This is a genomic window from Nitrospirota bacterium (assembly GCA_030645475.1).
Lineage (GTDB): Bacteria > Nitrospirota > Nitrospiria > Nitrospirales > Nitrospiraceae > Palsa-1315.
In genome coordinates this window covers 56,633-78,004 of the sequence record JAUSMA010000065.1, presented here as the reverse complement: position 1 = coordinate 78,004, position 21,372 = coordinate 56,633, and the positions used below count along the sequence as shown (strand labels likewise).

Annotated in this window: 24 protein-coding genes; all 24 read right to left on the bottom strand. The window is 57.3% G+C overall.

The window, feature by feature from the left end; translation table 11 throughout:
• Positions 1-60: 60 nt before the first annotated feature.
• Entirely contained in the window at positions 61-306 is a 246-nt protein-coding gene (locus tag Q7U76_13155; protein MDO8357332.1) for a hypothetical protein, read from the bottom strand.
• 255 nt (positions 307-561) lie between these two features.
• Positions 562-933, bottom strand: coding sequence for a hypothetical protein (locus tag Q7U76_13150; protein ID MDO8357331.1), 372 nt, complete (start codon positions 931-933; stop codon positions 562-564).
• Between the two features lie 26 nt (positions 934-959).
• Positions 960-1,493, bottom strand: a complete 534-nt coding sequence (locus tag Q7U76_13145) for a hypothetical protein (protein MDO8357330.1) — start codon at positions 1,491-1,493, stop codon at positions 960-962.
• A gap of 54 nt (positions 1,494-1,547) precedes the next feature.
• Positions 1,548-1,790, bottom strand: coding sequence for a hypothetical protein (locus Q7U76_13140; protein ID MDO8357329.1), 243 nt, complete (start codon positions 1,788-1,790; stop codon positions 1,548-1,550).
• Between the two features lie 19 nt (positions 1,791-1,809).
• Positions 1,810-3,606 (bottom strand): tail fiber protein, encoded by a 1,797-nt coding sequence (locus Q7U76_13135; GenBank protein MDO8357328.1) that lies wholly within the window; start codon positions 3,604-3,606, stop codon positions 1,810-1,812.
• Positions 3,607-3,626: 20 nt separating this feature from the next.
• A complete protein-coding gene (locus Q7U76_13130; protein MDO8357327.1) occupies positions 3,627-4,400 on the bottom strand; it encodes a hypothetical protein in 774 nt (257 codons plus the stop codon).
• The gene (locus Q7U76_13125; GenBank protein ID MDO8357326.1) at positions 4,400-5,548 is read right to left on the bottom strand and encodes a baseplate J/gp47 family protein; all 1,149 of its coding nucleotides are present in this window, start codon (positions 5,546-5,548) and stop codon (positions 4,400-4,402) included. Before Q7U76_13125 ends, Q7U76_13130 begins: the two co-directional genes overlap by 1 nt.
• A gap of 9 nt (positions 5,549-5,557) precedes the next feature.
• Entirely contained in the window at positions 5,558-6,199 is a 642-nt protein-coding gene (locus tag Q7U76_13120) for a DUF2634 domain-containing protein (GenBank protein MDO8357325.1), read from the bottom strand.
• A gap of 33 nt (positions 6,200-6,232) precedes the next feature.
• Positions 6,233-7,756 carry a hypothetical protein gene (locus Q7U76_13115; protein MDO8357324.1) on the bottom strand — a complete coding sequence of 508 codons (1,524 nt, stop codon included), beginning with the start codon at positions 7,754-7,756 and terminating at the stop codon, positions 6,233-6,235.
• Positions 7,756-8,589 carry a phage baseplate assembly protein V gene (locus tag Q7U76_13110; GenBank protein MDO8357323.1) on the bottom strand — a complete coding sequence of 278 codons (834 nt, stop codon included), beginning with the start codon at positions 8,587-8,589 and terminating at the stop codon, positions 7,756-7,758. Before Q7U76_13110 ends, Q7U76_13115 begins: the two co-directional genes overlap by 1 nt.
• A 3-nt stretch (positions 8,590-8,592) precedes the next feature.
• Positions 8,593-10,191, bottom strand: a complete 1,599-nt coding sequence (locus Q7U76_13105; GenBank protein ID MDO8357322.1) for a hypothetical protein — start codon at positions 10,189-10,191, stop codon at positions 8,593-8,595.
• A complete protein-coding gene (locus Q7U76_13100) occupies positions 10,191-12,254 on the bottom strand; it encodes a hypothetical protein (protein ID MDO8357321.1) in 2,064 nt (687 codons plus the stop codon). The genes Q7U76_13105 and Q7U76_13100 overlap by 1 nt, the downstream gene beginning before the upstream one ends.
• Positions 12,255-12,257: 3 nt before the next feature.
• The gene (locus Q7U76_13095; protein MDO8357320.1) at positions 12,258-12,470 is read right to left on the bottom strand and encodes a hypothetical protein; all 213 of its coding nucleotides are present in this window, start codon (positions 12,468-12,470) and stop codon (positions 12,258-12,260) included.
• Positions 12,442-12,879, bottom strand: a complete 438-nt coding sequence (locus Q7U76_13090; GenBank protein MDO8357319.1) for a hypothetical protein — start codon at positions 12,877-12,879, stop codon at positions 12,442-12,444. Before Q7U76_13090 ends, Q7U76_13095 begins: the two co-directional genes overlap by 29 nt.
• Before the next feature lie 40 nt (positions 12,880-12,919).
• Entirely contained in the window at positions 12,920-13,402 is a 483-nt protein-coding gene (locus Q7U76_13085; protein ID MDO8357318.1) for a hypothetical protein, read from the bottom strand.
• A gap of 62 nt (positions 13,403-13,464) precedes the next feature.
• On the bottom strand, positions 13,465-15,255 hold the full coding sequence (locus Q7U76_13080) for a phage tail sheath subtilisin-like domain-containing protein (GenBank protein MDO8357317.1): 1,791 nt from the start codon (positions 15,253-15,255) through the stop codon (positions 13,465-13,467).
• A 62-nt stretch (positions 15,256-15,317) separates the two neighbouring features.
• Complete coding sequence (locus Q7U76_13075) at positions 15,318-15,545, bottom strand: hypothetical protein (GenBank protein ID MDO8357316.1); 228 nt, start codon at positions 15,543-15,545, stop codon at positions 15,318-15,320.
• A gap of 14 nt (positions 15,546-15,559) precedes the next feature.
• On the bottom strand, positions 15,560-16,495 hold the full coding sequence (locus tag Q7U76_13070) for a hypothetical protein (GenBank protein ID MDO8357315.1): 936 nt from the start codon (positions 16,493-16,495) through the stop codon (positions 15,560-15,562).
• Positions 16,492-17,427: a hypothetical protein gene (locus Q7U76_13065; protein MDO8357314.1), complete on the bottom strand. Its 936-nt coding sequence runs from the start codon at positions 17,425-17,427 to the stop codon at positions 16,492-16,494. Before Q7U76_13065 ends, Q7U76_13070 begins: the two co-directional genes overlap by 4 nt.
• Positions 17,424-18,035, bottom strand: coding sequence for a hypothetical protein (locus Q7U76_13060; GenBank protein MDO8357313.1), 612 nt, complete (start codon positions 18,033-18,035; stop codon positions 17,424-17,426). The genes Q7U76_13065 and Q7U76_13060 overlap by 4 nt, the downstream gene beginning before the upstream one ends.
• Positions 18,036-18,101: 66 nt before the next feature.
• On the bottom strand, positions 18,102-18,875 hold the full coding sequence (locus Q7U76_13055; GenBank protein MDO8357312.1) for a hypothetical protein: 774 nt from the start codon (positions 18,873-18,875) through the stop codon (positions 18,102-18,104).
• 6 nt (positions 18,876-18,881) lie between these two features.
• On the bottom strand, positions 18,882-19,433 hold the full coding sequence (locus tag Q7U76_13050) for a hypothetical protein (protein ID MDO8357311.1): 552 nt from the start codon (positions 19,431-19,433) through the stop codon (positions 18,882-18,884).
• A 46-nt stretch (positions 19,434-19,479) separates the two neighbouring features.
• Positions 19,480-19,812: a hypothetical protein gene (locus tag Q7U76_13045; protein ID MDO8357310.1), complete on the bottom strand. Its 333-nt coding sequence runs from the start codon at positions 19,810-19,812 to the stop codon at positions 19,480-19,482.
• Positions 19,813-19,897: 85 nt separating this feature from the next.
• Positions 19,898-21,370 carry a hypothetical protein gene (locus tag Q7U76_13040; protein ID MDO8357309.1) on the bottom strand — a complete coding sequence of 491 codons (1,473 nt, stop codon included), beginning with the start codon at positions 21,368-21,370 and terminating at the stop codon, positions 19,898-19,900.
• Positions 21,371-21,372: the final 2 nt, after the last annotated feature.

Here is a 21,372-nt window from a genome sequence, read left to right as displayed (position 1 = left end):
GGCTCGGCATATGATTGCGCTCACGGAATACGGGGAAGTGTCGGGAAAGTGTCGGGGGAATCAGCAGCTCCGCCAGACGCCTCGCTCCAGGTAGCCGTGCCAGAGCTCACCTTTTGCATTGCTGATCAAAATCGATGGGGAGACGGTGATCGTGCCGTCTTCATGCTCGGCCACCCTGTGCTTTCGCAGGTTCCCCAGATGCCCGTTAGGCGTGACGCAGAGCCAGCCCATCGAATTTTTCCAGTAGTCACCAGGTTGAAAGTTGCCCGGTCCTTGCTCTTCGTCCGGCAGCCGTCGTCCGATCATACCTATTCTCCTTATCCGTAACGGATCATTTCATCAGATCACGTAACAGCTTGTCCGCGACTTGCAAACTGCTGTATTGATGGGCCGACTTCGACAGCTCCCGATTTCTCAAGATCACATCATCTAACCGATCACCACATTGTACACAGCGCCACATTCGCAGTCGTCGCACCACCATTTCCACCAGCAATCCACCGCATCTCAGGCAGGTAAAGTGGCGGCAATCTCCATCATATTTTGTTGCGCGCATGCGACCTACGAATTTCCCATGTTCGACCACACTGGTGTTTTATCTGACCCTTTCGAACGCCACCGGAACGCCAGCATTTCCTTGGGGGTCGCTGTCATGACGTACTTCGATCTGTCCATCGTGCCACCCAATTGACCGGCCCAGTAGGCAAAGCAGCGAGTGGCGTCACACTTCGCGTTCCCATGATAGAACTGACCGCCCCAGAACACATTCCAGTTGGTCCATCTGGCCGGCGTACCATCGGCTAAAAAGATATTGCTCCATGAGGTGCGCCGAATGAGCCAGCGCCACCCCCATGATTTCGGGACAGGCTCACCCTGCTGGAGATAAAACACTTCGTCCGTTCGAGCACCTTTGTGGAGATCGAGTGGTTCCATCAATGATTCCTTTCGGATTTACAGGCTCATGCCGTGACACTCTTGAGCAAAAACTGCAGATGCCAAATGCGTAAACCGCCTTCGCGCAACAGAAACGCATCCAGGTAGGGGAGTTTCAAGATCCGATTCTTCACATGGATGCCCGTTGCGGTCAGGGTCCCACGACTATCCTCAAGCGGGGTCAGATCGAACGCCTCAGCAGCCGGTTTCCCGTTTCGCGTTTTGATGTGAAATGAAATTTCGTGTGCATCTGGCATCTGAAGCATGGCCTCGTAGAGATAGCGTTCGATCTCTGCCGACTCGGTCACCTCGCTGTGCTGATACACCACATCCTGGAGTCTGCAGGCCACCGCATAGCTGGGCCGGTCCTGGCGCGTGTATGTCTGCTTGATCCACTCCTTGTTGCGCACGATATTGCCGGCCATATCGTGCGCTTGCGTCTTGAGATCGCGATACCCACGGCGGAATTTGATTACCTCTGGGCCAAGCTCTGAACGTAAGAGCATCGCCCCGTGCTCTGCCAATGGCCCCAACCCCATGTCGGCAATCTCCAGCGTCACAGCGTCCTCCCAGTATCAACACACCAGTTAGTTAGTTCAACGACACACCGCTGTCTACTTAAAGAAATGATCCGCGATGAACATGCCCATGGCCCCAATAATCGTCCAGGATCCCGTCAGCAGAAACGTGTACCACGACGGCAACCGGCTGTGCATGTCGGTGCGCATACTTTCCACCGCGTGCCAGAGCCCTTTGATATTTTCGCTGAGCGATTCGATCGCTTTCGCAATTTGCAATTCAAGGGCTAAGACCTTTTCTCGCGTGACCTGCTCGAACGCGCCGGCTTCATCGTTCATGCTGCGTATCTCCCTTATGCTACGTCTTGATAATCCAATTGGTGACGCCGAACGGGGTCTGAATGTTCATGGCTTGGTTACCGCCAGTGGAACCAGTCTGAGCAGTGGTGCCATCATTCCACCTATTAATTCCTCCCCCATCTGCTGTTGAAATAGAGGAATATCGTTCATAGGGGTGGCCATGGGCCAAGAGTTCCTGCAAGCTTATTGCGTGTGCATTTTCTCCTCCGTCCTCTCCCAAGATCCGTGTCGCAAAGGTGCAGGTGATCGTCAAGCTGCCGGTGCCGGTGACAATCACGACCGTGCCATTTTGAGCATTGGCGAGTGAGCTGGCGAAGGCAACCGACCCGGCGCTCGCACGGACAATCCAATGCGCCCCGTTGGACAAACCGACGAATCCGCTGACACCGGAGAGTGTCACCGGCATGCCCGTGATCCATCTCGCCGTATTACTGGCCACCGCGACAGCGTTAGCCGCAGCGGTCTGGCTCACGACGCTTTCAACCACCTGTCCAGTCCCAGCCCCGACCAATCCTCTATCTCGGCGGTCTGGGACGTTGAAGGTGGTCACGCCGTCACCTGCTCCGTGGGCATGAAACAGGAGCGAACGTGAACCTGTCAGTGTGGCGTTAAGATTCATGGTGATCTGTGAGATCGAATCAATCGACTGAATCACCGCATTGGCAGGGATGCCGGCCGCACTAAAGATCTTCAACCCGACTCGCAAGGCCGCGGTATTTGCGAGGCCAGTGATAACAGGCGACACGTTGGTCGTGGTGCCAGACTGCGTACTCGTTAACGCGGCAAATAGATCGGGATAGGTCACACGACTATAGGCCCCACCCAGTGACGGCAGAAAACCATTTGGTGTGGTCAGGCCAGGATAGGAGATTTCACCGCCAGTGGGCACGGCATGCTGGTTGATATAGGCCTGTGCGGCCTGCAGCACGCCTCCTGCGAGATTGCTGGCCCAGACCATGCGCAGATCGAGCACATCGACGGCGTTCACCACCGTTTGTCCGGCGATACGTGTGATCTTCGCCATGGGAATCGCGTAGACCACTCCATCCAGCGTATTCAAAATGCCCTGATGTGTGAAGGATCCGTTGCCGGCAATCCAGAGTCCAGGATCGGAAGGGGATGACACAAATGGCAAGGCCGTCGCTGATCCGTTCGGGCCTTGCGCGAGGGCGTTTGGGTCACCGAGCCCGTTCGGATAGGTGACAAAATTGATACCGCTGATGACCCGCAACCGATACTGGACTTGGACGCGGCGACGAATCTCGAAGTTCACTTCGTTGATGTCATCGACGGGGTTTGTGCCACCATACAGAACATTCCCCCATTTCCAAATCGTGCTGGCAGACGGCTTATTGGTTGAAACAGGTACCGATGGCGTGGAGCCAGGGACCTCGACAATAAACGCTTCGAGGTACAACAGATCAGTGCGCGAGGAAGAGCCTGGAGGCGCGAGCGCGGTGATCGTGCTCAACACATCAGAATTCATTCCGCTGCCGGCCTCGGTAATCGAGAGACCATCCACGAAGGCTTTCGAGACGGCCAGTTGGAAGGTGCCGACAGCACCCGCGCCAAACGTGAACGCGCCTACTGCAGTCCATCCGGACTGCCCCATGCGGCGAAGCATTTCTCGCTCACGCTCGACCAGGATCTTCTGGAAGACGGCATCCTCTTTTGACGAAGCCGGCGTTGAGAGACCCCAGGTGGATGCCAACATATTCGTTTGCTGCAGGTTCTTTTCTTGCAGTACATCAGCCGCATCACTACTCCAGACATTCTTCGTTTTTCCCCAAGCCATGAACCAACTCCTTTCCGCGATCAGTCAACGTGCGTGATTTGCATAAAAACGGATTGCGTGCCAGCGGCACGATTCGCGTTGATCAGAGCCAACACATCCGAAACCGAGAACGGAGGCAGTGGTGAGACGGGTCCAAAGCTGAGGCCATACGCTGCCACACCGATCTGCCCATCAGACACCATCGTACCTGCAAGAACAGGATCATCACTGAACAAGACAAGAGGGAAGTTCGCCCGAATATCCTCCATCGTAAAGCTGTAGGGCGTCGAATCAGACGAGAACTGAATCCAGACCCCGAAATGTCCAGGCAGATAGGGCGTGAGGTAATCGCACCTGACAGCGTTATCCGGCGCACTCCCGTTAAATCCCACGGTCAACTGTCCATCGCTCACTTGCGGTGGACGGCCTGGTGGCGTGGTCCATTGGTCGCTCAAGAGGCAATAGGGATAGAGGTCTCGAATCTGGACCGTGAGATTGAACGCCGCCTGGACAATGTCCTGGAGCGCGATGCCTTGAGGCCTCTGGCGGATCACTTGCGCGACAATACGAGGGGCATAGAGCACATCGCCCTCGCCACTGAGACGAGATACCCCGAAGAGCGCACCCCATTGATCCAGCCATACCGCACTGGACGACAGCAGATTGAGTTGCGCCAGAGCGCCCTGCCCATCTGCATGGGCGCGATCAATCACCGAGCCTATCGCGCTCAGCAATGATGGCAGGACCCCACTGGACGGCCCTCCATAGATCCTGCCCATATTCGCCTGCAGCCGTGTTGCGGTTGGTACGCTCATTAGATCCCCTGCGTGATCGTGACGGCCCCGAGACGAAGACGCTGAGACGCCAAACACGTCACATCTCCTGCCGGCACAGCAATCGTCGCGGCCTGCACCCCAGGTACGGACATGATCGCGGCCAAGAGTTGTGACCAGCGCAAGGTCTGTCCAATACCCAAGGCGTTGAAGGCGCTCCCCGCCGCCGCTTGTGCTGCCGCTTGCACAGTGCTAAACGACACGCCTGACTTCGGTGTGACCGTCGCGGTGAGGGACTGAGAGACGGTTTGCACTGTGGAGACGTTGATCGTCACCCCAGCCGCACGATAGCCCATGATGGGCCCAAGCACGGGGTCGATATAGCCGTCGATGATCTGTTGAGTCTGCGTGACGAGGGATCCGGATGCGGATCCGCCTCCGTTATCAATGTAGAGATTGCACACACCGACAGGCTGTGTGGCATCGGTACGGTACGGCTCGACCAGACTGGCAAAGAGTACGCGCTCTGTCACAAGACCCGAGACGCCGTCGACCAATTGTGCCGTGAGGGCTCCGGCGACGATGCCATTGATCGGTGACCGTGCAAGTGCCGCCACATACTGGGTAAACCGCACTTGTTGTGCTGAGGGAGATTCTTGATCGACACCCCCGGTCGAAGGGGCACTATTCGTCACGGTCTGGACTCCAACCACGGCGCTATTCATGACCGTAATGGACCCAGCCGCCACATTGCCGGACACGCCAGAGACCACCGCAACGGCGGCTGCCGTGATCGAGGTGGTATTGAGCAAGAGCGTGACAGCCGCCACGGTCTGAAAGGACACCCCATCCGCCGTCGACACCATTGTGCCGGCAGGAATCTGGTAGCTATTGAATGGATCGGCAACCGTGCGTCCAAACGTCACCGTGGCCGTAGCTGGTGAGGCCGACACCGCAGAAAATCCAAAGGCAATAAAGCATTCCTCTGGAATCGAGGCTTGGATGCCGGCGAACAATCGATAGTACAATTCCTCCAATTCCATCGCTGAGGCCTCGAGGAGCGTGCGCGTCACAGATCCAATATTGAAATCCGTGGTGAGGGCTTGCATGGACGACAGCCAATTGATCATGGACGCCGTAATTTGTTCGAAGTGCTTGAGATTGAATTGAACTTGTGCCGGGACAGCCATGTGCGCGCCTTATGAGTGTGACGGAATGACTAAATTGAGTGTGACGGCATCGTGTTGCCCAATCACGCCCAGCGACCCGACAATATGCACGGCGTCCGCATCCGTGCTGACATCGAGGCGCTTGATCTCTTTAATCCTGGGATCAGCTAAGAGCGTCTGAAGGATTTCCATCCGGATCACATTCACCCGCGACTGATCCAGCACATGACCGATGTGCAGTGGCAGATTGCTACCATACTCAGGATGGTGCGGTAGTTCACCTTTGCGCGTCATGAGTCGGTGCTGGACGGCCTGTTGGAGATTGGGCACACCTTGGACCGTGCTGAGATCCCCTGTCCCATAATTGACTTGAAGATCACCGATGGAGGTGGTCAGGAGATCGACCCCAAGGAGGACTGTGTATAGGTCCGGCTGTGGGATGACGACGTGCGCAATGGCTGGATCATCTGTGCCTATCGGCACTAACAGGACGGACCCCAACGACAATACCCGCTGACTAGCAGGATAGCTCGTGCCGGTGGTATCGATGAACGGCCAGGACAGTTGGTTGAACTGCGCCAAGACCCACCATTGATCAGCATTGCCGACCAGACGACGAGCGATCTGCCGTAGTGTGTCACCAGACTGGATTGTGTAGCGCGTGAGTCCCATAACGTACCTGTTAGTTATCGTCTCGACACAGTCTTACAATCCTGGCACGGTCAGCGGTGCGCTCGGATGCCAGGAGACGCCTTTGATGCGCGGGAACGTCGACGCACAGCCCGACAGCTTGAATAGATCGAAGAACGATTGCAGACTGTCCCGCAAGCTCTGCACAAAGTTGTGAGGGAAGGCCAGGAGGCTTTGGACCGCACAGAGCATGCCTCGCAGTTGCGTGCGCAGCCCTCGTAGTTGCGATTGGACGTTGGCCGTGAGCTTCACCAGCGACAGCGTCCACGCGAACCCCTGGAGCGTTTTCCGGATATCCTGTGCGTACGCCACGGCCTTTTCAATCGGGGTGATAATCGCCTTCTGCACACCGCTGACCATGTTCATGAAATCTCCCGCTAACGCTTGTCCAGTTTGAACAATGCTGCCCAGGCGTGTGGCCGTACTCTTCACACCCTGCAGTAATTCAGCAGCCCCGTCTTTGACTTTGGAGAACACGGAGGCTTGTGCCAGCCGTTGCGTCACGTCGCCTGGCAACATGGCACCTGAATCGCGCACCGACTCCATGCACGTCGCCCACTCGCCATGGGCCGTCTCGACTTGAGCGGCTGTGCCAGACGCGATAGCCTGCTGCAGGTCCGCGCCAGCCACCGTCGCATTGTCCACCGCGGCCTGTTGTGCCGCCGTCAAACTCCCTTGCGGGAGATCACCCATTTGGCTATTGGCATCATCGACCACCGAGAACAATTGCGTGCGCGCATTGACGGATTCCGGCGTTTGCATATCCACCATGTCCGACACGTTCTGCGTCATCGCATCTACCGATTCGGCACTGGCTTGATCGTTTGCCGCGGTCATCAGATAGTCGTTGGTCAGTGTCTCCAGTGCGTTGGCATAGGTCGTCATCGCCGCCGCAATCGCCTTATTCCGATCAATCCCCCCAATGACCGCAGAGGCCAGAGGGTCATCCACTTGTCTGTTCTTTTTGTGCAGGTCGTGGATCCCGGTAAAGCGGAAACTGTATTCGTAGTACAACGGGCGATCCTTCGTCCGGCGCTTGGTCGGGAGGCCTTCAGGCTCAATGATCCACGCATCATCATCCGCATGGTCGTAGAACACTAACGAGAGCATGCCAGTCGGCGCGCCAGTCCGTGAGACCTGAATGACGCGCTCACGGTTCTCATCCAGATATTCTTGAATCATTTGCGAGAACACATGAAAGGCGCTGTAGCCATCCATGCGAGAATCGGCAGAGAGCACCCCTTGCGACGCCGCCCGCGCGCGCCACCCCGTGATGCCGCTCAACGTCCAACGGGGCAGGCCCGCGCCGAAACTATCGACCCAGGCCGCATGCGGCGTCTGCGTGACGGTGCTGCGCGACGGACACTCCTTCGACAATTCTTGCGGATTGACAAACAGCTCCAGCTCTCCGGTACAGGCAATCGCTTCGCCATTGCGCACCACCACGAACGGATGTGGCCGTCCTCCTGGCTCCAACAGAAAAAACGAGAAGGATTTATTGCGAGACGCACGAGCTGTGAACGATGAGACGTTATCCATTATCTCGCTTTCGCATGCTGTGTGTAATCCGTGACCGGTATCAAGGTAATGGGTGTCGCAGGAGGAGCCGTTGAGCCTGCGCCTCCCTGTACTCCGCCATGCGTATGCGCATTGAATGCGGCGACAATTTTGGCGAGCCCTCCCAACTTTGCGAGAAAGTCCTCGCTGGCCGTCCCCCCGAGATGCACATGTGGCCCAGCCTGTTGGCTTTGTACGGTCACATCAGCAGCCCCGCTGATGGTCAGATTGCCACTGGGATCAATTGTGAATGTCGTGCCTGAGCTGTGCGAAAAGAAGACGGTCGGCACCGGCTTGTCCGGCACATCATAGGGGATCGTTTCACGACTGGACCCTTGCCGGCGCTGCCGTGTACGGGCACTGAGTGCCGTACCACTGCCGATACGCAGATAGGACCCATCGGGATAGGCACATTCAACATTGCCATTGGCGTCTGTCTTCGTCCAGACTCCGCTCTCATGGTGACTAATTTTTTCATTGGGGTTCGCCGTGGCCAGCGTATTAAAGTCCTGGTAGAGCGAGCCCAGCCACACTGGATATTGGTCTGACCCGTGAGGGAAGACGACGAGCCCCCAATCGCCCTTACGCGGGAGATCGAGGTCTCCGGAGTAGACACCAGCTCGATGCTCCATCACATGGACCGTAATCCCACCGGTCGAAGAACCATTCAGGATGCCCGTCAGTGATGGCAGCAGCACACGCAAGGCATGATTGATGGGTACGGCTTCCACCACTTGTGCCAGATGAAATCCGCTGAGCGGCGGCAGCGCCGGCAACTCATCGTAGGTCACACCTAATCCGCTTTGAGGCATCATATGTTAGCTCGGCACGTCCGGCGCGGTCAGCGCATTCCACTGCGATCGGACGGCATCTGAGTTGACCAACTTCAAGTTGGCACTTAGCAAAGAGGAGGTGTACTGGTCATAGTCAGTTTTCGCGAGTCCTCTGGTCAATCCTACCGTAGTGGTCGCTTTTTCGTTCTGAACAAAGTGGTGCGACACAGACTCCACGTAATACAGTTCCTCCCTGGCCTTCCACGTCGAACGGTCCAGGAGCTTTTCCCCGACATGGACATGCGGCAGCAGCTTGAAGGTCTTATAGCCACTCATGAATCTGTCATTGAAGACATGCCAGCTCGCAATCCGCCAGTTGAGCGCAGAATAGAAGCCGATCAATGGATCTGCTGTGTTGTTGATGCCTGGCGCTTTCAAGAGCGTCGTATACGGCATCAGCGGCTTGTAGCCGTACTTGTGGAACCGCTCCTCATCAATGATCACCGGGACATTCAGCAGGAATTGCCGCTCTTGGATAAAGGGGTAATGCGGAAAGGTCAGATAGACGTTGTATTGCTCCGCATCGCTCCGTGACACCCCATCGTCGATCGCCTCTCCGGCCATATCGTTATCACCCACCTCATGCTGGACCAACGCATCCCAGGCCGTGCGATTCACCAACTGATGATCCACGATGTCGACAGTTGGCAGCTCTAACACGTTAGGATCAGTTTGCTGAGGTAACGGTGGGATTCTCCCTGTGACAGGAGGAGTCGTCAGGTATGGGAACGGGGTGGGTCGCAATACCAGTGTCGGAGCAGACCTATCCTTACCCAGTATCCGCTTCGCGACGGATAAGGTGCTCCCTTCTTGCGTCTCCAACACATTGCTCGCCTCTCCCTGCCGGCGCGTATCAATATAGAGCTCGTGAAACGGGAGACTCGCGCATTTCACGAAAAAACTCCAAAATGACCCCTCACCCTGAAGAAACGCGGTATCCAGGCCGGCAGGGATCTCCGCGCCATACGAGCGGAGTTGATACCCGAGATAATCCCAGAAGTCTCCCGCTTCTCCATCGACGACGAGGGAGAGCTTGAGGAACCGCTGATAGATGTCTTGTAGGAGTTGCACCATCACCTGATCGGGCTTGGCGTTGTATTTTGACGCATCAAGACCCAGCGGGTTCACACCCCCGAAGGAGGCCCCCATAAAGGTCCAATAGGTGACAATGCCATGCGTAAACAGTTTGCCCATGTCGCGCCCACGGACGACCACTTGCCGTTGTGGCAGACCGCGAGAGGTAATCCCCATCGATTCCGTGATGGTATCGACGAGGCCGATCATGACGGTGTGCATCTCACCCGCGCCATGGGCCCCAATCGTGCCCTGGTGATTCATCATCTGAATCACCACGACATTTTGCGGACGGATCTTGTCCATCCAGGTACGCCCTCGATCGTCGTCTTCCCGGCGAGCCAGACGGATCTCGAACGCACCGGCAGGACGTTCAGGACTGAGGCTTTTATCGGTCTTGACTTCGAGCAGATCAGAGGTCAGTGAATTGCCATAGGGCAGTGCGCCTGATGACAGCTCAAAGCTCTCATCTTGCCCATGGATTTCCACGAGGCAGATCGGATATCCCATTACGTGACCTGCTGCGCGAGCAGTCGCGGTCGTCTCGGAGATCCTGCCCGCGGCGTGCCACTTTGGTCTTGAATGGCCTTCTGGATGAGGAGCCCAATCGCTGCGGCCGGAACCTGCCCCAGACTCACCCCGTCCGCGCCGATCAATTGGATTGAGCCCGTCACCTCGACTGGATTCACGTTCATGCTTTCCCCACCGCCATACGATTGCTTGTAGACGCTGCCACCGTTGCCGTACATCATTTCCCGTTCCATCTCACGGATACGATTCTGTTGCTGCACCTCTTCACTGGGGGTGCCGAAGGCATCCTTCGCGGCATGCTCGAACGATTCCGCGATGCCAGACTTGGCCCCTTTCACGCCCAAGCGGAGCCCCATCGACCCACGGCTAAACGACGACGACCATGTCTCCAGGTTCATCTTATCGAGTGTCCGCGCGCGCTCCGCATCAGTCAGCGGACTGCCTGCACTGTCTCCTCTCAGGATCTGTTGGGCCTCGCCTGGGGACCGACCGATGACTTCACCCAGGAGATCCAACGCGCCCATACCATGGAGCCGCTTCTCGCTCATCCCTCCGCCTTTCAGCGAGCCGTAGAGCGACGAGTGCATGGCGGCGACTTCTCCGGCTGACATATTGAAGGCCGCTCCCGCCATCATGCTTTGCATGCCCGGTCCTGCCCCGCTGGCCATGCTCCGGACCAAGCTCGCCATCAGGCCAGGATTCGACTTCATCAGCTCCGGCAATTTCTGCATGACATACTGGAGCTGCTGCACCTCTGGCATCTGCCCGTAGGCCTCGGCATCCCCGCCAGACAGTTTCAACTGACCAGCGGTTGGTGTGCCGCCAAAGTGCTCCCGAATCGAGTTCATCACGAACCGCTCTTGTGCAATGGATTGCGGATTTTGAAACCCCTGCAGCACCTTGCCGATATGGTGCGCGCCCATCTCCCCCTTGAAGAACCGACTGTCCCCGGACGAGAGTGAGGATTGCATCCCAGCGAGACCCGCGACATAGCTCTGTGAGACCACGCCCGTATGGGCGGCGACCTGTTCGGTCATGCCCAACAGGCTGCGCATGGTTTCGCTGGCGTCGACCCCGTTCTTGAGCCCCTTCTCGACAGCGACCGTCATCAGGGCCCAGAACTGCCCTTGCTGGGCCGGCTCAGCGGTTCCTAATTGCGTGGCGCGCCGTCCGAGGCCCGAGATCATCTCGGGCGATTCACCAAACCCAAACTTGCGAGCAAAGCGCCCCTGAGACTCCATCGCCGACGCGCCACCCGGCATGGAATAGGCCTGCATCATGCCCGCAAGGTGTTCGCCGGTGTAGCCCATGTTCTTGAAGGTGTCCGAGATCCGACCAGGGTTCTGTTCGAACATGCTTCGGAGATTGAGCCCGCCTCCGGTCCTCCGTCCCACATTGGCCATACTCACGTCGATGTCTTCACTATATTTGGATTCGCCAGAAGTGAACTTGTCGAGGAAATGAAGGCCTCCAAGAGTCGCAATGACGGATGCCGATATCGGGTTCGACATGGCGAGAGCCCCGAGCCGTCCCAGCGCAGAACCCACGACGCCTCCGTTCATGGCCCCTGACATCGACAGACCAGAGAGCATGCCTGCTCGACCGGATCCACCCTCAGCCGCCATGCCAACCGCCTTGTGCGATTCCAGCGCATGGACCAAGCCAGCCATTTCGCGCTTCTCGTCCCGCATCCGACGCACACGCTTCATGGCGGCTTTTTCTTCTTCGCCGCCCAGGTTCTTGACCGCCCGTTCCTGGCGATAGAGATTGTCGCTCAGCTCGCGATAGTGCTGGCGTTGCTCATGGAGGATGGAGTTGACTTCTTTTTGCTGGCGGATAAATGAGAAGTTGTCGCCCAACTGTTCTTTGAGCAGTTGCTTGGCGCGCGAGCTGGCGGAATCACGGTCTCCCACCGACCCTTGCATGCGTTGGGCCGCTTGGGTGCTGGATCGCGTGAACTCATCGAAGGCTTGTTTCGCCTGTGAGGTATCCGCGCGAAACGTCGCCTGGACATTGATCCCGACACGTTCATTGGGTGGCATGCGTTACCCCTCAGAGGCCATCATGGCCGCGACCTTATCATCGAGTCGCTGATACAGTTTTGGATCGACCGGACTATCCAGCGAGAACTGCGACATAATCCAACTGACCTGTGGCTCAGTTAGTGAGAGGATCGATTCGTCAAACGGTCCCACCCGGAGCAACTTGGAGAGGAGCCAGCGTTCGCGTTCACGCGGTCGGCGGACTACCGCCAGCATCTCCTGTTTGTCGGGGAAAGGTGGCTCGAAGAGCCGTATACCTCCCATAGAGATCCCACAACATATCCATGTCATGCAGCTCTTCGGGGGCCGGCACACGCTCAGCACTCTTCCCCTCTCCCACGGTTCGATACCACCATTCGGGTGCTCGCCGCACGACCACGGACAAGACGGCAAGCATGATGGCCGTGGACCCGGAAACTTCATCCAGTTCAGCCAATGGAACGCCCTTGCGCAAGCGGTGTTGGATCACGCCAATTTCTAGCTGATCCCTGCCGGTTGGCAGGCTCATCGCCACTTGCCCTTTATGAGCCGGATTCAATTCCGACTGCACGTCGTAGACTTCTTCGTACTGGCTGCCTAGCACCACCTGTGCGGCCTGCACATCCACCGAGCGTGTTGATCCCATGGTGTCCCTACCTTTCTAGCGCGTCATCCTTCCCCAAGGATTAGCTGGGTTTCCCAACGCGGCCGGTTTGTACGTCACCATCGAAATTGCCAGCTCCGCGAATCACGGACTTTGCCGTAAAGGTGACATTCTGTCCTGAAAACGCATTCGCCTGGACGGAGTACGACAGATTGACAGGCGTGCATTGCACATAGGTCATGATCGTCAGATCTTGTGCGTCCAAGACTTCAAAATCGATCACACCCTGTCTGAGTAATTCCTCAGGACCCATCGCCACGAGGTCCATCGCCTGCACCGCCTGCCCGAGACGATTCTGATGGATCACGAATTGATCGAGGGTGATTTGTCCGCTCCATCGCAACGGCGCATGCTCGGTCGGCGCGACGCTGCCAATCGCATACACGGCATCCGTCCCGTAATCTTGCGTCATCTGGGCTGTCCGCGCCCATCCCACTTCAAGACCACCGGCCAAAATCCGCACCAAATGCCCTGCTTGTGTTACCAGACTGCTTGCGTCCGCCATCGCGCCACTCCTTTCAATACACTAACTGGTCAGTTAGTTGTTGCACGCCTGTGATCGGCGGGTTAATTGGCCACGATCTGCGTGGGCGTCAATCCCGCCGTGATCGTGATATAGCCCACTTCCCCCACCGGATGCGCCATGTAGCTCACTGCGACCAAGTCGAACCCATCGAATACGGCCTGCACGTTCTTGAATGCCGGCTCCGGCGATCCGTCCGGCTTGTTGCCAGCCGTCAGTACCCCTGTCTGGTTCGTAGCCGAGCGCGTCAACTGCGAGAGCGTCGACACGACCGTATTGAGGATGCTCGTCACCGTGCGCTGATCGGCTACCCTCCCGATATAGCGGCTCACAGCCTTGCGAACCTGTGAATTCAGATAGTCCGCGATTCGCACGCCGGCCACCTTGCGCCAGATCACATTGTCATCGACCAGGTACGTGGTGATGCCCTGCACGATACGGAAAATACCATCAGAAGCGACATGCTCAACTGGTAGCACGCCATAGGTGAGCAAGGTCTCGATGTCAGCCAATTGCAGGTCTGTTTCCAACCCCTGCACCGTGCCGTTGACGGTCTTGAAGGTCAGCGGGATTTCAGGTCGAATTCCACCGGCCATCCCGCATACCAAGGCCGCGGTATACAGAGAAGACCGGTTCACGATGTTGCCTGAGAGGAGGTCGATCTGATTCACACCAGGATAACAGAGCACGGAACGAGCTCCGGCCAGGCCCTGCGCTCTCGTTACCACTTGGCTCACGGTTTCCCCGCGTGCCCCACCGACGAAGCACATACGTTCTTTTCGCGCCTTCACGTCCGAGGCCGTATTGCAGTGCGAGAGCGCCATGGCATGAATGGCCGCACTCTCCGAACACACAAAGACAAGGTTGCATTCGACTGACAACAAGGCATCGAGCGCAGCCTGCCAATCGCTATTCGACGGAGCCGCCCCCTCGCTCCCACCGGTCATAAACGTGTAGCCCACGTTCGCCGGCACATTGACTGCCGACGCGACCCGAGCCGCCGTCATCAGTTGGGAGTTGCGATTGACCCAATTGACGATGGCTCCGATGTTCGCCGTCGCGGTATATGCCGCTGACTTCACGTTTTGATTAGAGACGGCATCGAGATCCCCGACCGGCTCATTCGAATCACCGAGAATGGTGACCGTCATGCTCTGTAGCCCCGCGAGGTAGCGCGTGAGCATGCCCATCGTCGCCAAGGAAGAATTGGTCAGATCGACCGAGGCCATGGTCACCCATGGATCAGCCCCGCTTGCGGCCTGAGTCTGCAGAAGTAGCGCCGTGGCCACATCACCCGTCTTGGTGATCGAGAGACGGCAGGCGAACAAGGCACCCGTATACTGGAGGCTGAAGGCATTGCCCAGGTTGTCGCCCATCTCGTAATTGACGGTATCCAAGACATCGTTGATCGTGATTTTCTTACCGCTGATCGATCCTGCCTCAATCTTCGTGCGGATCTGGTTTGTATGCACACCGTAATCTTTTGCAGTGAGATTGAGCACGGCCACCGCTCCAGCATCCAGTACACTGAGTGCCGCTTGTACGGCCAGGTTGAGCCGGTAATACAGCACATCACCAGCCCCTGGCACTTCGTTCGAGGGGTCGTACATATTGTTCATCACATCGAGCAGCACCCCGCTCCGCAACTGGCTCGCGGCATCAGCCGGCGAACCGACCTTCGTGAAGGTGCGCGGTTTCCCACCGGTCGCTTGACCAATTACCGCGATGGTGTTGGCTGCCCCAAGACGATTCGGCACCATCTCGGACGCATTCACCACTGAGTAGGCCCCAGGCTTAACGATGCTGCGCGCACCGAAGTAAATACCCTTGCTCATTGCCGCCTCCTTCTTCAGATCGAACTATAGACTGACCGGTAAGTTAGTTCCTACGCCAACGACTACGCGGGAGCGTTGGCAAACGTCTCAAGCACCGTCTTCCACTCGCCTCGCGTGCGCCAATGGAGTCCGGATTGACTCGTGAGTGTTGACAGGAATCCTGCCAGCAAGCTCGGGCTGACCTTGGCCTCTCGTGCATAATCGCGCACGGTCATCACGTCCGCTCGGTCTTTCTCCGGCACAGAATTGTCGGCATCGTCGCCCGAGTATTTTGGTTGTTCCCTTGCCACTGGTACCCCCCCCCTTATTCAGTCTGAATGGCCGACAGGACAGGCACCTGCAAATCGATGGTCGCAATGACGCCTTCTGACGGCACCTCACGCACACTTGTGACTAGGTTACCCTTTATCGTGAATAAGGCGAAGAACAGGGGCAGGCCATAGCTCTCGAAATCTTCAGCATAGCGCCCCGACACGACGATATTCATAAACCCGAGCTGTTCAAGGAGTTGCCGCACGGAAATGAGACAGCCCTTGAGATTGCGATAGAGGGACTTCCTGACATCGGGGTTATCCGTCCATCCCACGACAGAGATTGACGCATCCGACATATAGCCGCGTCGATGCAGGACGGCATCGCCCGTGACATCATCGGTTCCAACCACATCACCAATGGAGAAATCTGAGGGGTGATCATCGTCCAGGTGGACGGAGACCATAGGCCAAGTCGCGCAATCCAGCAACGGTGGCCCATTCAGCACGTTGATCGTTTGCCCATCACGCAGGGCGAGCGAGTCTGCCACAATCTGTGCATTCATGTACGGGTTAATATAGTCGATGAGCAGTTGCAGGATGTCGATTTCCTCAAAGGCCGACACGTTAGGCGTTCTAGCCTGGATCAGTGCGGCGACGGAGATGTCGGTTTCATCTAGATTGCAGGCGAAGATGGCATAGTAATAGGTGGTACCATACCCCACGGTGACAACGTCAAGGACCTTCCGGTAGCGCGCGAGCGTCACGTCATCCACCGGCATGAAGATCCCGCGATAGGGCGCACACACGTTGCCGCTGCCCGTGTAGATTACGATCGCGCTCGGGTCAGTGGGCCCACTGATCGTGTCCGTGGTTTTCCGCAGGATCTTGACGTGATCATAGGTGAGATCCAACGGATTGATCCATGCCAGACTCACGGCTCCGCCAAACGCGAATGGGGTAGCCTGTTGCACGGTGACTGGATTCATGCGCCACCGTCAATCGTGTGCAGTACGGCATCCAGGTCGGCACGAATCGCCTGATCAAACCAATCGCTTGACAGGGCTTGCAGGCCGCGTGCGGTTGCACTGGCCACATGCTGCGCCTGATACGCTGGAATCCTCCATCCCTCAGGATTCGCCTCAGAGAGCGTGCGAATAGTGATGTACGATGAATGTCCCTGTGCGCCCGTTCGCATGAGCCCGACGAGCTTCCGACCTGCCGGAAAGAGCGGGCTCAGGCCCAGCCGACGCAACTCGTTCGGTGTGAGCCTGCCAGGATGTGGGCTATAGAGGTTCTGCTTCACGTGTTGACCTGGATAATTCACGGATGGACGTGTCGTGGTCCCGATGATGGTCGACGGGGTCTTCTTTCGCATGGCGGCCACCACTTGGGGCGGCAGCACGTTCGACCCCCAGCGGTTGCTGACCGATTGGAAACGGGATCCTCCGCGGCCTCCTGGTTCGGTCGTCGCATGCCGAAAGGGGATGCTGAGATACCGCTTGCCGGACTTGCTCATCTTAACTTTCCTGGCATACGGCAGGACGGCATGCAGGTCAATGATCGTACTGCCCTCTTCAATCGGCATCGCCTGTGGTGAATCGCTATAGATCTCGATGCTCAGGCCATTCGACTGTGCGACTGACGACCCGAGCACAATACTGTCCTCGTATCCCTTGCGATCGAGACGCACCATCGGTGATCCTGCGCTCCCGGCTGTGAGTGGACGGCCCTCGGTTCCGGCAATCGAGCGGGCCTTTTCCTTCCACAAATCTACCCCCACCTGGGCGAGTTGCGAGAGCCGACGAATGGTGTTGGGGAACAAGCGTGCGGCATCTTCCGGTCGCAAACCCTCCGTTAAGAGCCGTTCGAGGCCAGCTGGCATCGTGGTCACTAACTGGATCGTGACAGGGATGTTCATGCGATGGCCCGCCCGAAGAGTTCCATGAGCCGCAAATGCACCTTACGAGGCAGCGACCGCCCACCGTGCGGGCGATCCATCACCAATTCCTTGTAGACGAAATACTCTGGATTGGCGGTATAGAGCACGCTGTACTGACTCCCCACGGGAAGCCTCGGGCTATTCCACACAATCGTCTGTCCAGACAACGTATAGTCCGCTGTCGGCAGCAACAATGTCTTGACGCCATTGACGAGGCCGAAGACTTGCGCAATGGCAATAGGCGATCGATACCGCAGCTTGTCATTCGTGCCTCGCACCAATATATGGTTCAGTCGAATGCTGGATTGCGTGAGCGTCAGGCGATCATATTCGCCGGCCTGATACGCGGGGGAGTTCGAGGGCAGCGTTGCGACCAGGTCTCCCTTTTCGCACTCGGTGGTCATGGCATACTCACGATGGGTGGTCATCCCCTCGACGGCGATTGAGCAGGCGATGGGGGCGGCCCACAAATATCCCGTGCCACCGCATACCGGGTCCTTCACATTGGCTCCTCCCGTTGAGGCATTGCGGCATGGACATAGTTGCGCCTGTTGCCAGAGCGCCGTCTGTCCCAGGCTGAACAACATATTGTTAAGGCTACTGACATTGAAGCCAACCATGGAGGGCCCTTGCATTCAGGAACTGACTCGGAGTTAGCAGACCACCATGCGGACGCCTTTTATTTTTTCGCGAAAGACCTTCCGATCTTCCTTGATCTCGTCACGGTAATCCTTGAGCGAGGCGCTAATGCTCTGCGAGATCCCGTCTGCCGAGTTGGAAAGCGAATTGGGCAGCATCGCATCACGCGCAATCTCGACGACTACCGTGCGCTTGACGTGTTCCAGAAGATCCGTGTCATTGACGATCATCTTCGTCCCACCGCCAAACCCCGCCGTATAATTCACAAAGAGCGACTGTGGGACCCCTCGCCCTCCTGCAAATAGGGAGAGCAGGTACGATGTGAAGCTGGCGTAAATCGCCACCCTATCCGGCACCAATCGAATCAAGCCGAATGGTCCGTCTAGGCGAATCCAGGAGGACGGCACGGTAAACACCACGCTGTTGATATTGGGATAGGCAAAGACGACTGATTGCACCGACTGCACGGGATAGCGCCGAAGTCGAATCGACCCCCAGCGTTCTCCGTCATAGAAATCTGACGAGTAATCATAGGCCGGCTCAGCAATGTCGCAGTTCGCGCCGACAACGCCCTCTGCTAATCCAGGTACTCCCTCGCTCACAATCACTTGCGTTTGGAGGAGAATTCCGAGGTCACGCTCGATCGCGTCTTCGGCCTGTCGAAGTTTATTGAGGAGATACACCTCAGAGAAATCACTGTTCGGCCTAATTGATTGAATCAGGCCGAACAGGTAATCACTCCGAATGTCATTCGGCAGAATGCCAGTCTTCGTGACGGGAAGCGCCATATGTGCCTAAACCAGTACGTCGACGATTGGAGCCGTGATCGGCAACATTTCGAGATTGGTGTAGGTCACGGTCACAGCTCCGGCATTGAGCAAGGTCGTGGCCGCTGTAAACGGTGTGGCCCCCGCCGCAACTGCAATACGCACCTGTCCCAGCACCGCGTGATTGGCGGGAGCGGACGGGGCCACGGCATTGCCAGCCCCAGTAGCAATTCTTCCCATGGTGATGATCGGAGTCAATCCAATAGGGACCGACAACACATAGACGGCTTCCTGCACTGAGGCCGCGTTGGCAGGAATGCTGTGCGTCACCGCGGTAAATGCCACTTCCTGAGTCGAGATGGACTTGAACTCAGAATTGATCAGTACATTGACAGTAGCCGTGGTGATTTTGACGGCCGCCAATGAGCCGGTACCAATGGCCAGCCCTGCAGAGTTCAGCGTACGGCACTTTACGGATGCAAGCTGATTGACTAGGGCAATCAGCGCGGCGAGCTTGGTGCCAAGACCAGCCACCTTCGAGCCACGAGTAATCTTGTTCAGCACATCTACTTGAGGCATGATGTTTCCTCCCGATCAGCACGTTCGACGTGCGCGTATAGCTTGGTTACTTCGATCCCTTACCCTTCTTCTCGTCCTTGCCGCCCTGTCCGTCCTTTAACGCAGCGTTTTTGGTCTCTTCTTGTGCTTGCAGATCCGCAGCGACCTTGGCTGCCTCATCGGCGTCACGCATGGCATCAACGGCCTTCTGTGAGGCTTCTTCCGCTAAGGCCTTCGCATCCTCGACATTGATATACGACTCATAGCCGTTAATCGTGCAGAGACGATCCGCTTCCTCGTTTGGCAACGGATCGGACAGCATGCCTCCCGCGATTGGGGTATATTTCACGCCCATAATGGTGTCCGGGCAGTTCGGAATAGTACACAGCACTCGTTTCATAACGTGTCTCCCTATGCGGTTCCCTGTGATATGCGGGAGCGTTCGAGCTCCCGCATATAGTCCCTACCCACTCCACTCAACGGACTTATCCGCCGTTGTTCGCGCCGAATGGATGCCACTTGGCAGCCGCCGTATTCGGCAGGATGTTCTTGATCATGACGTGCTGCAGCGCCTTGGTGACTCTGAGGTACACGAAGAGCAACTGTGCCCACGGATCTTCCGCGATCTGAGTGGGGTACAGTTGGAAGCGCGTCATCGGTAGCAATTGCCGAATGCTGATCGCGTTGTAGGAGGGGTCCATGTTGAGCACGAATCCCTTGGAGGTTCCCGGAATGTCTCGGTTCTGATCCACATAGGTGGAGGTGGCCGATCCCGAGTAGGCAATCCGACGCATCGCGCGCATATCCGCCGCGGCATTGGTGCCGTTGAGTCGACCACGGAAGATGATGTAGCCGGTCTCATCGATCGCCCCGGAGCGCGTAATGGTGAGCGTCACGGACTGACCAGCCGCCACGGCAATCGGTCCTGACCCCACGAGCACAGTCGTGGATTCTCCCACGTTGCTGATGGAGGCCACGCGGTAGTAGTAGTTGCCGGCATTGGCGGCGGTGAACTTGCTGGCGGCGTCAGTATTGACCGCAGCCGTCATGCTCACGGGCGGAGTCGGGTTTGTTGCCGTGGCAATGGAAGGCGTCAAGGTTTCATCAGGACTCTTGCTTTCCTCCAGGAAAATGTCCGGATTCGTGGCGACATCACCGAAGGAGGTGCGCACACCAATCACCGGACTTCCCAGCGAAATCCCGCCGTTGGGGACCGCATTCAGCGGCACACGGAACGCGGGGTCCAATCCCTGATCGAGATCGGTCTGCGCGGCTACTGACGTATACAAATCGGTCGGTCGACCGAAGTGCCCGCGCTTGCGAATGACCTGCGCGGCATTCAACACGGCCTGAAACCCTGTGGTGTCCAGTGCGGTCCCGCCGAGGTCAATGATGTTCTCGACACTGCCAGCCCCTTCGATCGCTTTCTGCAAGCCATCGAACTCAGCCGGCACCACGGACGAGTCACCGCCGAAGCAGGCCCATTCTGCCGAGGACAACAGTTCCAGTGTTCCGTTGACCTCTTCCTGGGCCTTGGCGCTGATCAAGCTCTGCTGCACGTTCTGCACGAACGACACGGACCTCCGCGTCATCAAATACTTGACGAACGCCACACGCCGGTTGTAGGTCCCGCTCTGGGCCTGAATCGCGCCCAATTCGGTATTGAACGCACCACCCAGACGATGCCCGACGTTCGACATTTCCATCCACTCGTCGACCGTGGCGGTGGCCGGAGTTTTGCCCAGCTTGTTGAAGAGAGCAAAATCCTTCATGGTCTGCACAACCGCCATGAGCGTCGATTCCAACGACTCGATACGGAGTGCGCCACCGCCGCTCAAGGTGGAGAGATCGGTGCCATACCCCGCGGTAATGGCTTTCATGAATGCGTCCCACTCGGAACCCTGCATACCCGGCACATTGGGGGTGCCAATGCCGAACGTGGCTTGTTGTCCGTACATAT

Excerpts from the sequence above, each read along its gene's own strand:
- Q7U76_13155 (MDO8357332.1), bottom strand. The coding sequence starts at position 306 with ATGATCGGACGACGGCTGCCGGACGAAGAGCAAGGACCGGGCAACTTT.
- Q7U76_13150 (MDO8357331.1), bottom strand. The coding sequence starts at position 933 with ATGGAACCACTCGATCTCCACAAAGGTGCTCGAACGGACGAAGTGTTT.
- Q7U76_13140 (MDO8357329.1), bottom strand. The coding sequence starts at position 1,790 with ATGAACGATGAAGCCGGCGCGTTCGAGCAGGTCACGCGAGAAAAGGTC.
- Q7U76_13135 (MDO8357328.1), bottom strand. The coding sequence starts at position 3,606 with ATGGCTTGGGGAAAAACGAAGAATGTCTGGAGTAGTGATGCGGCTGAT.
- Q7U76_13130 (MDO8357327.1), bottom strand. The coding sequence starts at position 4,400 with ATGAGCGTACCAACCGCAACACGGCTGCAGGCGAATATGGGCAGGATC.
- Q7U76_13125 (MDO8357326.1), bottom strand. The coding sequence starts at position 5,548 with ATGGCTGTCCCGGCACAAGTTCAATTCAATCTCAAGCACTTCGAACAA.
- Q7U76_13120 (MDO8357325.1), bottom strand. The coding sequence starts at position 6,199 with ATGGGACTCACGCGCTACACAATCCAGTCTGGTGACACACTACGGCAG.
- Q7U76_13115 (MDO8357324.1), bottom strand. The coding sequence starts at position 7,756 with ATGGATAACGTCTCATCGTTCACAGCTCGTGCGTCTCGCAATAAATCC.
- Q7U76_13110 (MDO8357323.1), bottom strand. The coding sequence starts at position 8,589 with ATGATGCCTCAAAGCGGATTAGGTGTGACCTACGATGAGTTGCCGGCG.
- Q7U76_13105 (MDO8357322.1), bottom strand. The coding sequence starts at position 10,191 with ATGGGATATCCGATCTGCCTCGTGGAAATCCATGGGCAAGATGAGAGC.
- Q7U76_13100 (MDO8357321.1), bottom strand. The coding sequence starts at position 12,254 with ATGCCACCCAATGAACGTGTCGGGATCAATGTCCAGGCGACGTTTCGC.
- Q7U76_13095 (MDO8357320.1), bottom strand. The coding sequence starts at position 12,470 with ATGCTGGCGGTAGTCCGCCGACCGCGTGAACGCGAACGCTGGCTCCTC.
- Q7U76_13090 (MDO8357319.1), bottom strand. The coding sequence starts at position 12,879 with ATGGGATCAACACGCTCGGTGGATGTGCAGGCCGCACAGGTGGTGCTA.
- Q7U76_13085 (MDO8357318.1), bottom strand. The coding sequence starts at position 13,402 with ATGGCGGACGCAAGCAGTCTGGTAACACAAGCAGGGCATTTGGTGCGG.
- Q7U76_13080 (MDO8357317.1), bottom strand. The coding sequence starts at position 15,255 with ATGAGCAAGGGTATTTACTTCGGTGCGCGCAGCATCGTTAAGCCTGGG.
- Q7U76_13070 (MDO8357315.1), bottom strand. The coding sequence starts at position 16,495 with ATGAATCCAGTCACCGTGCAACAGGCTACCCCATTCGCGTTTGGCGGA.
- Q7U76_13065 (MDO8357314.1), bottom strand. The coding sequence starts at position 17,427 with ATGAACATCCCTGTCACGATCCAGTTAGTGACCACGATGCCAGCTGGC.
- Q7U76_13060 (MDO8357313.1), bottom strand. The coding sequence starts at position 18,035 with ATGTTGTTCAGCCTGGGACAGACGGCGCTCTGGCAACAGGCGCAACTA.
- Q7U76_13055 (MDO8357312.1), bottom strand. The coding sequence starts at position 18,875 with ATGGCGCTTCCCGTCACGAAGACTGGCATTCTGCCGAATGACATTCGG.
- Q7U76_13050 (MDO8357311.1), bottom strand. The coding sequence starts at position 19,433 with ATGCCTCAAGTAGATGTGCTGAACAAGATTACTCGTGGCTCGAAGGTG.
- Q7U76_13045 (MDO8357310.1), bottom strand. The coding sequence starts at position 19,812 with ATGAAACGAGTGCTGTGTACTATTCCGAACTGCCCGGACACCATTATG.
- Q7U76_13040 (MDO8357309.1), bottom strand. The coding sequence starts at position 21,370 with ATGTACGGACAACAAGCCACGTTCGGCATTGGCACCCCCAATGTGCCG.